We start from the raw sequence: 14,683 nt of genomic DNA, 5'->3' as shown, positions 1-14,683 counted from the left end.
CATTGTACTTCTATGTTATCACATAATATTTATTTAAAAAATATTAATTTATATATATTACAATATTAAAATTTATCTGACTATATATAAAAATGTCAAAAAACTTACTACAAATTCATTCTTCATTATAAATTACCAATTGTACATTGCAGTATATATTATAAAAAATAGATAAATACATATTAGCTATGTATTTATCTCAAAAATAATTTTTATTAATATTATTTTTTATCTTTATCTGTTTTTAATGAAGTATATACAAGTTTTCCATTATTATCTGTAGTTGCTATAAAATCTTCTTTTATCTGAATAAGCTTTCCTTCATATTCCACTTCATTTCCTGTTGAAAGATTTTTTACAGCTCCTTTAAGATTATCATTGATAAGAATCTGGCTTTCATTATTAAAATATATATCGTTTCTATTAACTACCGCTTCAAGACTTACTGTCTTCCATGATGATGTTTCATCATCAATTTTGCCATATATTATACTTGCTATTTTTTCTCCATTAAGTTCACCAATATAAATAACATCATTTTTATCGATTCCTAAAAGAGTAAGATTTTTGTTAGAATTAAAATTCAACTGTTTATTAGGACTTGTAACATAGAATTTATTATTTATCTCATCTTCATAAACAAGTCTGTCAACATGAGGTATTACCTGCATATTTCCTAATACACTGGCTTGAAGTGAAACTTTACTCTTATCATTATTTATATCTACTCTATAAACAATGCTTTTAAGACCGCCTTTATATATGTCAACATAATAAACACTTGTAAATGTAGACTCTGTTATTTTTTTCACTTCCATATCTTCTGCATAATCACAGATATCAGTGACATAATTTATAGATGAATCTTTAGGACTATATGTAATAAGCTGAATTACTGGATTTCCATCTTTAACGACTTTCTCTGCAATTATAAGTCTGTCTCTGTCTGAAAGCCATTTATGGTATAAAATATCTCCATTGTCTTCAGTCTTTACTTCGTTTTTGGTTCCTGTCTTACTTTCTTCTATGTATAAAGTGTTATTTTCACAATAAGTAAGATACTTTCCATTATATGATACATTTACCTCTTGTGCCGAACCAGGAATTGTTGCAGTAATATCTTTTGTATTTTGCTTTTCTACATCCATTTTATTTCCTTTAAACTCCGATGAATGTTTGAACACAAAATTTTCTAAAACAAATAATCCACTGATCTGCAATATTATTGATAATATTGCCCAGGCAATTATTTTCTTATACAACTTCATAATATGTACTCTCTCCTTAAGTTTATTTAACAATAATTGCTGTTGGTATTGCTCTTTCGCCCATACTGTTTGAAGGTGTATTTCTCACTTCTCCATAATAGTATAATGTAGCAGATTTACCACCATCAAGATTCATTGCATTAACAGCACCTAATTGATACATTATTTCCTGAGTTTCTTTTAAAGTTGCTCCAATACTTCCTATGCCTCTTCCATCAATAACAAGCATGATTATAGCACCATCCTGTCTCTGTCCTATAGCAGTTCTTGGAGCTATTCCCCAGCCTCCATCTCCACTCATAGGAGTCATTTTTCCATTAACAACTAATGTAGGACCAAAACTTAATGCTTCTTGTATTCCTTTTTCCTGCAATTCGGCCACAGAATATTTTCCTACCATCATTACACCCTTTTTATCAATTGCAAGAAGTTCTGTCTTATCACCCTCTGCAAGATCATTATGTATTACTTCTCCGCCAGTCATTACTATTCCTGATGGAATTCCTCCATTTCCTGTCCATTGTGATGTTGATGACTGGTCAACAAATGCACCACCATTAATGGCTGCAACTGCATCATAATTTTCAGCTATCTGTGATGTTGTCTGTCCTTCTTCATTCAATTTAGAAGTATATCCCACTTTAACTCTTGTTGGATCTTTTACTATAAGATAGTATCCTGTAAATTTAGGATTATCAGCTATTTCATAGAATTCAATTGTATCATCTTTTACTTTTGGTATGTTTATTTCTGATGTATTAGTAGTTTCATCTGTTTCTTCTGTAGAGTTATTACCTAAAATTTCATTTATCTTTTCATCAGATAAAAACCAGGTTGCAAGATACTGGTGAGTCATAGAAGTCATAGCAGCACCTACATATGTACTCTTTGCATTTTCAAACGGCCCGTATAACAGCAAAAACGGAAATGTACAAGCTGTAAAAATGAATTCAAATAAGAAAAATAGTATAAGAGTCTTATAAGAAATCTTTTTTGCTTTCTTTTTCCCTTTTTTAGATTTGGGTTTAGGCCTGTTATTTTTTACTTTTTTATTTCCTATATTTTTATTCATAAAATAATATCCTCTCTAAAAAGCCTACTCTATCACTTAGAGTTTTAAAATATACCAAAACTTATTATATATTATTTATTTTTAAATTACAATGACATCAGCATTTCAATCTTATGTATAGAGTATTTTTTTTAACATTATGATATAATTTCATAAGGAGGTGCTTATTTATGGAAGAAAAAATTTTAGATATACTTAAAAGTTCATCTGAGTATATTTCAGGAGAAAATTTAAGTGCAAAATTGAATGTTTCAAGAACTGCTATATGGAAACATATTAAGAATTTAAAAAATAAAGGATATAATATCGAGGGAATATCTAATAAAGGTTATAAATTAATATCTTCTCCTGATAAAATAAACAAACAGGATCTTTACATAAATCTAAAAACAGAAAGAATCGGAAGAAACCTAATTCATTTTGATTCTACAGATTCAACAAACATAAGAGCAAAAGAAGCTGCCAAAGACAATTGTCCTGATGGAACAATAATAGTTGCTGAAGAACAAATAAGCGGAAACGGAAGATTTAAAAGAGCCTGGAATTCACCTGCTGGAGGAATATGGTTTACTTTAGTTCTAAGGCCTAACATTCCTACTTCCGAGGCTCCTAAAATAACTCAGATAGCAGCTGCATCCATATTTAAAGCATTAAAAGAACTGAATATTGATGCAAAGATAAAATGGCCAAATGATATCCATCTTAATGGTAAAAAATTGTGTGGAATTCTAGGTGAAATGAACTGTGATATGGATTCAATAAATTTTCTTATTATAGGAATCGGTATGAATATAAATATCGATATAAATACTTTAGATGAAGAAGTGCAGAAAAGTGCGACTTCTTTAAAAAATGAATATAAAAAGGATTTTGATAGGAATGAAATTCTTGCACGATTTTTAAATAATTTCGAAGAGCAGTACAATAAATTTTTAAATAATTTAGACATGAAAGAAACCATTGAAATTTGTAGAAATAATTCAATCATATGGGGTAAACAAGCAAGACTTATAACTTATAATAAAGAAGAATTAGTTACATGCATATCACTTTCCGATAAAGGTAATCTTATAGTCAAAGATGCAAACGGAAAAGAAAAAACTGTCTTATCTGGTGAAATAAGCTTTAAATTTTAATCACTAAAAATAATCAATCTTTTAAGTTTTAACTTTCCTTTAAACTGAAATATATATTATCAAAATTAACAAACAGCAACTTACAAATAATTTTTTGTAAGTTGCCATTTTTATCCATAAGTTTTTAAAGAAGTGTTATTCCGTTTTCTTTACATATATTTAAATTCTTATCATCCCATATTGAAGCTTGAACTTCCCCTATATGAGCTTTTCTTAAGAAATACATACATATTCTTGACTGTCCTATTCCGCCACCAATTGTATATGGAAGTTCTCCATTCAAAAGCATTTTATGAAATGGAAGTTCCCTTCTGTCATCACATCCTGCAATAGCAAGCTGCTTATCAAGTGCTTCCTCATCTACTCTTATTCCCATAGAAGAAACTTCAAACGCTCTTTCTAAAAGTGGATAGTAGAATATTATATCGCCATTTAAAGTCCAGTCATCATAGTCTGGAGAACGTCCATCATGTTTCTTGCCTGACTTCAATGCTCCACCAATCTGCATTATAAATACTGCACCTTTTTCTTTTGCAATAATATCTTCTCTCTCTTTAGGAGTTTTATCTGGATATTTATCTTCAAGTTCTTGTGTTGTAATAAATGATATTTCTTCAGGAAGAAATTCCTTTTCATTAATAAGTTCACTGCAAGCAAATGATTCTAATGATTTAAAAGTAGAATATATTTTTCTTACTGTATTTTTTAAAGTTTCTACATTTCTATCCTTCTTTTCAATGATTTTTTCCCAATCCCATTGATCTACATAAATAGAATGAAGGTTGTCCAATTCTTCATCTCTTCTTATTGCATTCATGTCAGTGTATAATCCTTCACCAACTTTAAATCCATATCTATGAAGACTGTATCTCTTCCATTTAGCTAAGGAATGCACTATCTGCACTTCCTTCTTAGATTCTAACAAATCAAAACTAACAGGTCTTTCCACTCCATTTAAGTTATCATTTATACCTGTATCTGGTTCTACAAATAATGGTGCTGAAACCCTTGTTAAATTAAGATTTTCTGCCAAAGCCTTTTCAAAGAAATCTTTAATCTTCTTGATATGAATTTCAGTTTCAATTAATGAATATTTACTCTTATAACCTTCTGGAATTATTAATCCATCAATATTCATACTGTTCTGCCCCCTTAATTTTTATAAACAAGCTTAATTACAAAATTGTAATAATACTCTATATAAATTATGCTTTCATCCACATTTTTAATTTAATATCATTTTTTCTGTTGCATGCATACAAAACTAAATTAATATGTAGATTTAATAAGCAGTAAAATATATAAAAATAGACCAAGACTGATTATTACAATCTTGATCTATAGTCAGCTTTTCTAATTAATAATTTTATAAAAATTTATTCTTTTTGTCAATTTATAAGTAAAATTATTTACTTATTTTAAAAAAAATTATTATTCATTAATCACTTTCTGAATATTTTCTTTTAATACCCTTGCAGAGTCCTGTAATTTTTTCAGTTCTCTTTCATCACTTATAACGGGATTTACAATTCTTACTGCTCCTGTACTATTAAGAACCGTTGGAACTGCCAAATACACATCATCAATTCCATATTGTCCTTCCATAAGAGTCGAAACTGTTAAAATAGTATTTTCATCTCTTAATATAGCTTCAACTATTCTTGTTGCTGCAAGACCTATTGCAAAATAAGTAGCACCTTTTCTATTTATAATTTCATAAGCAGCACTTACTACATCTTTTGCAATTACATCTTTTATTTCTTCATCCCATTCAAGATTGAATTTTTTAGTATAGTTTTCAAATGTCTCTCCTGCAATACTTCCAGTACTCCAACTTACAACTTCACTATCACCATGTTCACCTAATACATAAGCATGAACATTGTTATTATTTACATTCAAATACTTGCCTATTACATATTTTAATCTTGATGTATCCAATACTGTTCCTGAAGCAATAACCCTCTCTTTAGGAAATCCTGATAATTTATAAGTTATATATGCTAAAACATCGCAAGGATTTGATACTACCAATAAAATTGCATCTGGACTTGCTGCTGCTATTTGTGGAATAAATCCCTTAAATATTTTATAATTCTTTTCTATAAGATCAAGTCTTGTTTCACCCTCTTTTTGTGCTGCTCCCGCTGTTATTATTATAACATCTGAATCTTTGGTTTCACTTATATCTCCTGCATATATATTAACTGGTTTTACAAATGATGTACCATGAACTAAATCCATTACTTCACCCATTGCTTTGTCCATATTAATATCACAAATACATATTTCTGTTGCCACTCCACTGTTCATTAAAGCATACGCTGTAGTTGCTCCAACAAATCCAGCTCCTATTATTGATACCTTACGCTTTCTTTCCAACATAAATTTTCCTCCTTTATATGATTATTAATGCTATTAGTTTTTCCTATAAACAAAATATTATTAGATAATATTTTTGGTAATTTTTTATATTTAAATTATTATTGTTTAATAATAATTATTCTTCTTAATTATATCTCATTTGAATTTTGACGTAAATACTATATAATTAAATTTAACAAGTTAATAATTATATTATTCATATATATTGCAATTAACAATGATAATTGACAATGAAATATGAAATCTTTTCAAGATTTCTTTTATATTTTACATGTATCAGATAAATTTAAAATGTAATTTTAATCTTGCAACATATATACAAAACGGAGGGAAAACTGTAATGAAATTATTATTTTTTGATACTGAAACAACAAGTATCAAACCAGGAAGTATATGTCAGCTGAGTTATATCACTGTAGATGCAAATGTAAAACCTCAGGTAACAACCGGAAAAAATTTCTTCTTCACAGTTGATGAAATGGATCCATCTGCTCAGGAAGTTCATGGTTTTTCATTAGAGAAACTTTATGAATTATCTGAAGGTCAATACTTTGAAGACTTAGCTTTTGACTTTATAAATGATTTTAAAGAAGCCGACTTTATTATAGGACACAATGTAAATTTTGATATAAGATTTTTAAAACATGAGCTTCTTACTTTGGGCGAATTATTTGAACCCAAAAATACATTCTGTACAATGGCATATTATAAAAATATCTGCAAAATTCCAAAACCAAATGGTGAAATAAAAAATCCTAAACTTTCTGAAGTCATTGATTGGCTCAATATATCTGAAAAACAGATTGCAGAAACTTCTGAAAAACTTTTTGAAGGAAGCGGAAACTATCATGATGCAAGATTTGATACTGCAGCCACATATCTTACAGTTATAGAAGGATTGAAAAAAGGATACATTCCAAGAGGTTATTTTTCAAATCTTTTAAAAAAACAAGAAAATTTATAAAATAATTTATTTAAAATACAAATTAAGCTGTTACATGGAAATTGGACTTATTTTCTCATGTAACAGCTCTATTTTCATAAAACAGTAATTACAAATTAAAAATTTATAAAACACTCTAAGGATATTCAATCATAATATTTTATACAAGTATAATTCAATTAACAATGAAAGATAAAATCTTTACTTATTATGTTGTTATATATATTTTTTTTAATTTACAGGAACGTATATTTGTGTAATAATATCATCTGAATCAATCGGACCACTTATATATTTTTCATAAAATTCACCAGATATTTCATAATTATTTTCTGATATCCATTCAATAATCTTTGCATATCCTTCTGAAAGTTTATCATATTCACCTTTTATAACTGCCATTGCACATTTTCTGCCTTTAAATATTTTTGAATTTGATATTCTTTCTTTTATAGGAACTGCTATTTCAGTATCATTTGCATCATGATTAAACTCCTCTCCATAATAAATAGACATTGGCGGACCTATAACTGTAAGTTTTTCCTTTGCTACTCTTTCAAAAAGTTTACCTATATATTTTCCATACTCTTCAGTACTCATAATCTGACGGGTTGAAATAATGTTCATATCTTCTGCATTTACTATTTTCACTTCAATTTTATCCATAAATGACATAATATCAAATCCTTTCTCTAAATTAATTAAGTCATTATTCATATCTTTCTCTAACCTTTCAAAATCCTGTATTGTTTTATGAATCTCTGCTTTCTTTAGATTCATCATATCAATTATAAATTTTCTATCATTTTCTAAAATAACTTGCTTTATTTCTTCTAAAGAAAAATTATATTTTTTCAGTTTAGAGATAAGAATCATAGTCCTTATCTGGCTTATATCATAATATCTATAATTATTTTCTTCATTGATTTTTATTGGTTTTATTAGATCTATGTTATCATAATGGCGTAGTGTCCTTGTTGTCACTTTACATATTTTCGAGAATTCTCCTATTGTAAGCATAATCATCAATCCCTCCAATGCTTTAATGTTAATATATTCCTTAAGGATTAATCTTAGTATAAACTTTAACGTTGTGTTAATGTCAACATTTTTTTAATATATTCTTGACTTATTTGGGTTAAAAATTAAAACTGCATAAATTCTTATTTAATTTATGCAGTCTACTCATTAATATCCAAATATTTCTTCTTGATATTTTTTACACAGCTCTTTATCCATAGCTTCAACACCTTCTAATGGATATCTGATTTTCATTATCTCATATTTATTTACTCCTAATAGATGATATGGAAGTAGTTCAACTCTTTTTATATTAGGTATTGTATCTATATATTTCTTAAGCCCTTCTAAATACTCTCTGCTGTCTGTAAATCCAGGCACAACCACTTGTCTTATCCATATTTCTGTATTATTTCTTTTCATAGCCTCAAGAAACTTTAATGTTTCATCAATTTCCATCAAAGTTATATTCTTATATCCTTCTCTTGTATAATGTTTTATATCATATAAAACAAGATCTGTATATTTTAATATTTCGTCATAATCACCAAATCCATAGCCTGAAGTATCAAGGCATGTATTTATCCCTTTTTCTTTACACAGCTTTAATGTTTCTAATAAAAATTCAGGTTGTCTTAATGGATCTCCTCCTGAAAAAGTTACTCCCCCTCCACTTGCTGCAAAATAACTTTTAAATCTTTCTATTCTATCAACAAGCTGTTCTGGAGTATACTCTTCTCCTCCATTTTGAGTCCATGTATCAGGATTGTGACAGAATTTACATCTTAACGCACATCCCTGAAAAAATATAACCACTCTTATTCCTGGTCCATCTACAAGTCCCATACTTTCAACTGAATGAATTGTTCCTTTAACCATAATCGTATTCCACCTTCATTATCATTTGATTTTCGCATTTATTATAACTATCCTATGCATTACCTATTTAACACTTAACAATTATGAGTTTTGTTAGATATGCTATTAGTATTTCTTTAAATAATATATATTTTTCAAAATTTCTTTATAAATTTTATTTTAAAACAGAATCCTGGATAATGAAAAATCATCCAGGATTCTAAATTAATTATCTTTAATTATTTTATCTTTTGTAAGTAGATGAAATTAAAACTACATTTTTTCGTGGAATGTTCTGTTTATAACATCTAATTGCTGTTCTCTTGTTAACTTAATGAAGTTTACAGCATATCCTGAAACTCTTATAGTTAATTGTGGATATTCTTCTGGATGTTCCATAGCATCTAATAATGTTTCTCTGTTAAATACATTAACATTTAAGTGATGAGCATCTTGACCAAAGTATCCATCCATCATAGCACTTAAGTTAGTTATTTGTTGTTCTTTGGATTTTCCTAATGCATCTGGTACAATTGAGAATGTGTTAGAAATACCATCTTGAGAATGTTCATATGGAAGCTTAGCAACTGAGTTTAATGATGCTAATGAACCACTGTTATCTCTTCCGTGCATTGGATTAGCTCCTGGTGCAAATGGCTCTCCAGCTTTTCTACCACATGGAGTAGTACCAGTTTTCTTACCATAAACAACGTTAGAAGTTATAGTTAATACTGATTGAGTATGATATGCATTTCTGTAAGTCTTGTTCTTTCTGATTTTGTTCATCATGTTTTCAACTAAGTATACAGCAATATCATCAACTCTGTTATCATCATTTCCGTATTTAGGGAATTCACCTTCAACTTCGAAGTCCACAGCTATTCCTTCTTCATTTCTTATTGGCTTAACTTTAGCATATTTAATAGCTGAAAGTGAGTCAGCACAAACTGAAAGTCCAGCTATACCACAAGCCATTGTTCTGAATACATCTCTGTCATGTAAAGCCATTTGTAAGCTTTCATAAGAATATTTGTCATGCATGTAGTGAATTACATTTAAAGTATTAACATAAAGATTAGCTAACCAGTCTGTCATTACTTCAAATTTTTCCATTACTTCATTATAATCTAAGTATTCAGAAGTTATTGGTTCCATCTTAGGTCCAACTTGTACTCCAGACTTTTCATCTCTACCACCGTTTATAGTATAAAGTAAAGTTTTAGCTAAGTTAACTCTTGCACCAAAGAATTGCATTTGCTTACCAACTTTCATTGCAGATACGCAACAAGCTATAGCATAATCGTCTCCCCAGTATGTAGCCATTAAATCATCATTTTCGTATTGTACTGAACTTGTATCAATAGATACCTTAGAGCAGAAATCTTTGAATCCTTGAGGTAATCTTGTTGACCATAATACAGTTAAGTTTGGTTCTGGTGATGGTCCTATAGTGTATAGTGTGTTAAGAATTCTGAATGAGTTCTTAGTAACTAAAGTTCTTCCATCTAATCCCATACCACCAATTGATTCAGTAACCCAAGTTGGATCTCCTGAGAATAAATCGTTATATTCTGGAGTTCTTAAGAATTTAACTAATCTTAATTTCATTACGAAATGGTCAATTATTTCTTGAGCTTCTTCTTCAGTTATAACTCCATTTTGTAAATCTCTTTCAATGTATATATCTAAGAATGTAGAAGTTCTACCAAGTGACATTGCAGCACCATTTTGTTGTTTAATTGCTGCTAAATATCCAAAGTATAACCATTGAACTGCTTCCTGTGCATTGCTTGCTGGTCCAGATATATCTATTCCATAACTTAATGCCATTTCTTTAAGTTCTTTTAATGCAACTATTTGATCAGATATTTCTTCTCTTAATCTGATAACATCTTCATCTATTGTGCTTACTTCTAATGATTTCTTTTGTGCTAATTTATCTTCGATTAATCTATCAACACCGTATAAAGCAACTCTTCTGTAGTCACCTATGATTCTTCCTCTACCATAAGCATCTGGAAGACCTGTAACGATACCTGATTTTCTAGCTAATCTCATTTCATCTGTATAAGCATCGAAAACTCCTTGGTTGTGAGTTTTTCTGTACTTAGTAAATATTTCAGAAATCTTAGAATCAACTTCATATCCATAAGCTTTAGCTGCATTTTCAGCCATTCTTATTCCACCTTCAGCCATTACAGCTCTCTTTAAAGGTGCATCAGTTTGAACTCCTACAATTTTTTCAATTGCTTTGTCTATATATCCTGGTGCATAAGCATTTATTCTTGATGCTGTCTTAGTATCAACATCTAAAACTCCGCCATTATCTCTTTCTTTTTTGAATAAGTCACTTACTTCATCCCATAATTTAGTAGTGTTTTCACTTGCTCCAGTTAAGAAAGAATCATCACCTTCATAAGGAGTGTAGTTAAGTTGAATAAAGTTTCTTACATCAACACTTTTTTGCCATTGTCCACTTTTAAACCCATCCCATTGTTTAAACATAATTGTTTCCTCCTTTGTTTTGTATACTATTATAAGTTTCTTCTTTTGTACTATACAAATTGTTTGATAATTTACTCAAAGTCTTAAAACTTTGTTAAATCATTTTCAATATGATTATAATACAAAATCGACAAAAACAAAAGTTTTTTTTAAAATAATCAAAAAAATATTTGTTTTTTATAGTTAAAAATCATATTTGTTTTAAATTTATTCCTAAATATATAATTTTTATCTAAATGCGTGTTCTTTTTAGTGACTTTTCCATGCATTTCTTTAAAAGCTTTGTTAAAAATATAACATTTTTTGTTGTTTTTATTTTCTGACTATTCATTCAAATGTATTAGTAATTTAAAAGTTTCATTTTTTTATTAATTCAAATAAATATATAGCAAAATCTTATATTAAAGATATCATTTGATATACAGTCACTTCATGCAGATATTTATGCTTAACTAATATTAATTATCCATTATCAAAATTAAATATAAATTGCAGTTTTTCATTTAAGTACTATCATAATCATCTCTTTGCTCAATTTATAATTGTTGTTCTATTGTCAATCTATTAAATTATACAACGAATAAAGCTGCCTCTAATAATTTAGAAGCAGCTTTATTTCAAAATAAATTTATTTTACTTTGCACCATATTGAGCATAATAATCATCAATTCTAGCCTTTATTTCATCGTTTATAAGCACAGTTCCATTAATTTCCTTGTTATATAAGTATTCAATAACTTCTGCCATTGTAACTATCGCACAAGTTTTAAATCCAAACTTTTCTCTTATCTCAGATAACGCCGATTTTTCTCCCTGGCCTTTTTCCATTCTGTCAACAGAAATTATAAGTCCTTTAACATCAACATCTCCCTGACTCTTCAATATAGGCATTGTTTCATAAATTGAAGTTCCTGCTGTTGTTACATCTTCAACTATAAGAACTTTATCTCCATCCTTTAATTTACTTCCTAAAAGAATTCCCTTATCTCCATGGTCTTTAACTTCTTTTCTGTTTGAACAGTACTTAACATCTATATCATATTTTTCTGATAATGCAATTGCAGTTGTAACACCTAATGGGATTCCCTTGTATGCAGGTCCAAATAATATATCATAATCTTCACCAAAGTTTTCTTTTATCGCTTCTGCATAAAATGCTCCAAGTCTGCTTAACTGGCTTCCTGTTTGATAATTCCCGGTATTAACAAAGAATGGTGTCTTTCTTCCGCTCTTAGTAACAAAATCTCCGAATGTTAACACTCCACATTCTATCATAAAATCAATAAATTCTTTCTTGTAAGCTTTCATCTTTAATTCCTCCGTTAATTTTAATATTAATAACAAAGTAGCCTGATGCCACTTACCCCTAAATAATTAATTTTAATCGCAAACTTCTTAATCTTTATTTTGCATACATTAATTATTTTTTACATATACAAAAAAGTCTTCCTTTTATAAAATAAAGGAAGACATAATACGCCTACGGTTTCTCATAACTTCCTTATTGATTTCTCGAATCAATTTAAAGGGGTTTATCCATTGTTATTACGATACCATCAAATTATATTATTGTCAATTATATTTTAAATTTATTATACTAATATACTATGTTTAATTCCAGTTGAAGAAACATTTCTAAGCCTTTTTAGCTTTATTTTTCTACATAATTCCATTTCCCAAATCATATGCCATTTGTATATAATTTGTATTCTTAACATCAGCAGGAGAATTCACACCATAAGCCATAAGAATCCCTCCATCTTTGTTTCCTTCACCTCGAAAACATGAAACATACTGATGATAGCAATCAAACATTGTTTTCATATATTTCTCTTCTAGTTAAGCTCCAGCTGAAACCAAATAAAATATTTTATTAGTAAGTAAAGTTTCGATAGCAAATGTTCGATCAAGAACACGCTTCATTAAAGAAGTCCATGTGTAAAAATATACTGGAGATATGAAAGCAATGACATCTGTGTCTAGTATTTCATTGTAAATATCTAACATATCATCTTTCTGCACACATTTTCCACCATTTGTCTGACAGATGCCACATCCTACACAATCTTTAATTACTTTTTCTTTTAATTCAATTCTAGTAACTTCATGCCCTGCATCTTTTGCCCCACGAGCAAATTCATCAGCTAAAATTCCTGTATTTCCATTTTTGCGAGCACTACCATGTAAAATTAAAATTTTCATATCATTTATTCCTTTCATAATACTGTATTGTTTTAGGACTATTGATTTTAAAGTTAACCTTTTGCAATAAATGCAAAAGGTTATTCTCAAAACATTTTTTTGAAATTTAAACAAATATATGTCCATAAGATTAAATAGAATATAATGCTTTTCTGGCATAATTTTTATATATAATACTAAAACTCTGCCATGCAATACAAAATACTTTTGTTTTGTATTGATATCCTTTATATTTTTCATTCGTTTTTAATAGTACTGATATAGGACTATTATACTTTGAGAGTAATTTTTTGTCAAGTGAATAAATAATAATACTGAGTAACATGAATATCATTTTATCACTTAAAAGAAAGATTATATAATATTAATTTTCATTAACATTAAATTATACCAACTATCTCATTTATATCTTTAATCCCTTGTTCCTTCAAGAAATTTTCCATTTCTTCAATAATATCTTTTCCAGCCATAGGATTTATAAAATTAATTGTACCTATCTGAATAGCACTTGCTCCCGCCATCATAAATTCAATAGCATCTTTCCCATTTGAAATTCCTCCAAGACCTATAACGGGAATATCAACTGCTTTAGATACTTCATAAACCATTCTTAAAGCTACTGGTTTTACAGCGGGACCAGAAAGACCTGCTGTTACATTATTAAATACTGGCTTTCTCTTATATATGTCAATTGCCATACCTTTTAAAGTGTTTATAAGTGAAATGGAATCAGCTCCAGCTTCCTGACATTTAACTGCCATATCAACTATATCTTCAGCATTAGGTGACAATTTAACCATTAATGGTTTTTTTACAATTGATTTTATTTCCTTAACAACATCATATGCAACGTTTGATTTTATTCCAAATGCCATTCCTCCATGCTTTACATTTGGACAGGATATATTAAGTTCAATCATATCAACATCTGTTTCATTTATTTTAGTAACAGCAGCCACATAATCATCAATACATCCTCCACCTATGTTAGCTATAACATTTGTACCAAGCTTTCTCATTTTAGGAAGCTCATTTTCTATAAATGCATCTATTCCAGGATTATTAAGTCCTACAGAATTCATCATTCCAGAAGGAGTTTCAAATACTCTAAGTCCATCATTCCCTGCTTTTGGATTTATAGTAAGACCTTTTGATGATATCCCACCAAGAATTCCAACATCATAAAAATTATTATACTCAGCTCCAAAACCAAAAGTTCCTGATGCAGCAATTACAGGATTCTTAAATTCTACACCATTAATATTTACCTTCATCATATCAATCACGCCCCATT

Annotated in this window: 13 protein-coding genes; 2 read left to right on the top strand and 11 right to left on the bottom strand. The window is 28.8% G+C overall.

From position 1 onward, the window contains the following. Nucleotides 1–221: 221 nt before the first annotated feature. Together Q0F58_RS01155 and Q0F58_RS01150 are read right to left on the bottom strand one after the other, a co-directional pair. Nucleotides 222–1,268, bottom strand: coding sequence for a dipeptidyl-peptidase IV (locus Q0F58_RS01155; RefSeq protein WP_294371373.1), 1,047 nt, complete (start codon nucleotides 1,266–1,268; stop codon nucleotides 222–224). 22 nt (nucleotides 1,269–1,290) lie between these two features. Next, a complete protein-coding gene (locus tag Q0F58_RS01150; RefSeq protein ID WP_294371370.1) occupies nucleotides 1,291–2,340 on the bottom strand; it encodes a phosphodiester glycosidase family protein in 1,050 nt (349 codons plus the stop codon). A gap of 170 nt (nucleotides 2,341–2,510) precedes the next feature. Here Q0F58_RS01150 and Q0F58_RS01145 point away from each other — a divergent pair, with 170 nt between their 5' ends. Then, a complete protein-coding gene (locus Q0F58_RS01145) occupies nucleotides 2,511–3,476 on the top strand; it encodes a biotin--[acetyl-CoA-carboxylase] ligase (protein ID WP_294371367.1) in 966 nt (321 codons plus the stop codon). 124 nt (nucleotides 3,477–3,600) lie between these two features. Here the strand turns inward: Q0F58_RS01145 and asnA are convergent, their stop codons facing one another. Both asnA and Q0F58_RS01135 read right to left on the bottom strand, forming a co-directional pair. Continuing rightward, nucleotides 3,601–4,608, bottom strand: coding sequence for an aspartate--ammonia ligase (asnA, locus tag Q0F58_RS01140; RefSeq protein ID WP_294371436.1), 1,008 nt, complete (start codon nucleotides 4,606–4,608; stop codon nucleotides 3,601–3,603). A 299-nt stretch (nucleotides 4,609–4,907) separates the two neighbouring features. After that, a complete protein-coding gene (locus Q0F58_RS01135; protein ID WP_294371365.1) occupies nucleotides 4,908–5,861 on the bottom strand; it encodes an L-lactate dehydrogenase in 954 nt (317 codons plus the stop codon). A 340-nt stretch (nucleotides 5,862–6,201) separates the two neighbouring features. On the opposite strand from Q0F58_RS01135, the gene Q0F58_RS01130 reads away from it, so the two are divergent. Continuing rightward, nucleotides 6,202–6,825: a 3'-5' exonuclease gene (locus Q0F58_RS01130; protein ID WP_294371363.1), complete on the top strand. Its 624-nt coding sequence runs from the start codon at nucleotides 6,202–6,204 to the stop codon at nucleotides 6,823–6,825. A gap of 210 nt (nucleotides 6,826–7,035) precedes the next feature. On the opposite strand, the gene Q0F58_RS01125 is transcribed toward Q0F58_RS01130, so the two are convergent. From Q0F58_RS01125 to Q0F58_RS01095, 7 genes are all read right to left on the bottom strand, one after another. Next, nucleotides 7,036–7,824: a GyrI-like domain-containing protein gene (locus tag Q0F58_RS01125; RefSeq protein WP_294371360.1), complete on the bottom strand. Its 789-nt coding sequence runs from the start codon at nucleotides 7,822–7,824 to the stop codon at nucleotides 7,036–7,038. Nucleotides 7,825–7,992: 168 nt separating this feature from the next. Further along, complete coding sequence (pflA, locus tag Q0F58_RS01120) at nucleotides 7,993–8,703, bottom strand: pyruvate formate-lyase-activating protein (protein ID WP_294371357.1); 711 nt, start codon at nucleotides 8,701–8,703, stop codon at nucleotides 7,993–7,995. 252 nt (nucleotides 8,704–8,955) lie between these two features. Then, on the bottom strand, nucleotides 8,956–11,187 hold the full coding sequence (gene pflB / locus Q0F58_RS01115; RefSeq protein WP_294371354.1) for a formate C-acetyltransferase: 2,232 nt from the start codon (nucleotides 11,185–11,187) through the stop codon (nucleotides 8,956–8,958). Nucleotides 11,188–11,820: 633 nt separating this feature from the next. Next, nucleotides 11,821–12,495, bottom strand: coding sequence for an orotate phosphoribosyltransferase (gene pyrE, locus Q0F58_RS01110; RefSeq protein ID WP_294371351.1), 675 nt, complete (start codon nucleotides 12,493–12,495; stop codon nucleotides 11,821–11,823). A 351-nt stretch (nucleotides 12,496–12,846) separates the two neighbouring features. Next, nucleotides 12,847–13,011, bottom strand: coding sequence for a hypothetical protein (locus tag Q0F58_RS01105; protein ID WP_294371348.1), 165 nt, complete (start codon nucleotides 13,009–13,011; stop codon nucleotides 12,847–12,849). Nucleotides 13,012–13,026: 15 nt separating this feature from the next. Further along, nucleotides 13,027–13,407: a flavodoxin family protein gene (locus tag Q0F58_RS01100; protein ID WP_294371345.1), complete on the bottom strand. Its 381-nt coding sequence runs from the start codon at nucleotides 13,405–13,407 to the stop codon at nucleotides 13,027–13,029. Nucleotides 13,408–13,769: 362 nt separating this feature from the next. After that, nucleotides 13,770–14,666: a dihydroorotate dehydrogenase gene (locus tag Q0F58_RS01095; RefSeq protein ID WP_294371342.1), complete on the bottom strand. Its 897-nt coding sequence runs from the start codon at nucleotides 14,664–14,666 to the stop codon at nucleotides 13,770–13,772. Nucleotides 14,667–14,683 lie beyond the last annotated feature (17 nt).

This window comes from uncultured Clostridium sp. (genome assembly GCF_934754915.1).
GTDB lineage: Bacteria > Bacillota > Clostridia > Clostridiales > Clostridiaceae > Clostridium.
This window is presented reverse-complemented; position numbering and strand designations above follow the sequence as displayed.

What these genes read in the sequence shown, in the direction of transcription:
- Q0F58_RS01155 (WP_294371373.1), bottom strand. Translation starts at nt 1,268, where the DNA reads ATGAAGTTGTATAAGAAAATAATTGCCTGGGCAATATTATCAATAATA.
- Q0F58_RS01150 (WP_294371370.1), bottom strand. Translation starts at nt 2,340, where the DNA reads ATGAATAAAAATATAGGAAATAAAAAAGTAAAAAATAACAGGCCTAAA.
- Q0F58_RS01145 (WP_294371367.1), top strand. Translation starts at nt 2,511, where the DNA reads ATGGAAGAAAAAATTTTAGATATACTTAAAAGTTCATCTGAGTATATT.
- Q0F58_RS01135 (WP_294371365.1), bottom strand. Translation starts at nt 5,861, where the DNA reads ATGTTGGAAAGAAAGCGTAAGGTATCAATAATAGGAGCTGGATTTGTT.
- Q0F58_RS01130 (WP_294371363.1), top strand. Translation starts at nt 6,202, where the DNA reads ATGAAATTATTATTTTTTGATACTGAAACAACAAGTATCAAACCAGGA.
- Q0F58_RS01125 (WP_294371360.1), bottom strand. Translation starts at nt 7,824, where the DNA reads ATGCTTACAATAGGAGAATTCTCGAAAATATGTAAAGTGACAACAAGG.
- pflA (WP_294371357.1), bottom strand. Translation starts at nt 8,703, where the DNA reads ATGGTTAAAGGAACAATTCATTCAGTTGAAAGTATGGGACTTGTAGAT.
- pflB (WP_294371354.1), bottom strand. Translation starts at nt 11,187, where the DNA reads ATGTTTAAACAATGGGATGGGTTTAAAAGTGGACAATGGCAAAAAAGT.
- pyrE (WP_294371351.1), bottom strand. Translation starts at nt 12,495, where the DNA reads ATGAAAGCTTACAAGAAAGAATTTATTGATTTTATGATAGAATGTGGA.
- Q0F58_RS01105 (WP_294371348.1), bottom strand. Translation starts at nt 13,011, where the DNA reads ATGAAAACAATGTTTGATTGCTATCATCAGTATGTTTCATGTTTTCGA.
- Q0F58_RS01100 (WP_294371345.1), bottom strand. Translation starts at nt 13,407, where the DNA reads ATGAAAGGAATAAATGATATGAAAATTTTAATTTTACATGGTAGTGCT.
- Q0F58_RS01095 (WP_294371342.1), bottom strand. Translation starts at nt 14,666, where the DNA reads ATGATGAAGGTAAATATTAATGGTGTAGAATTTAAGAATCCTGTAATT.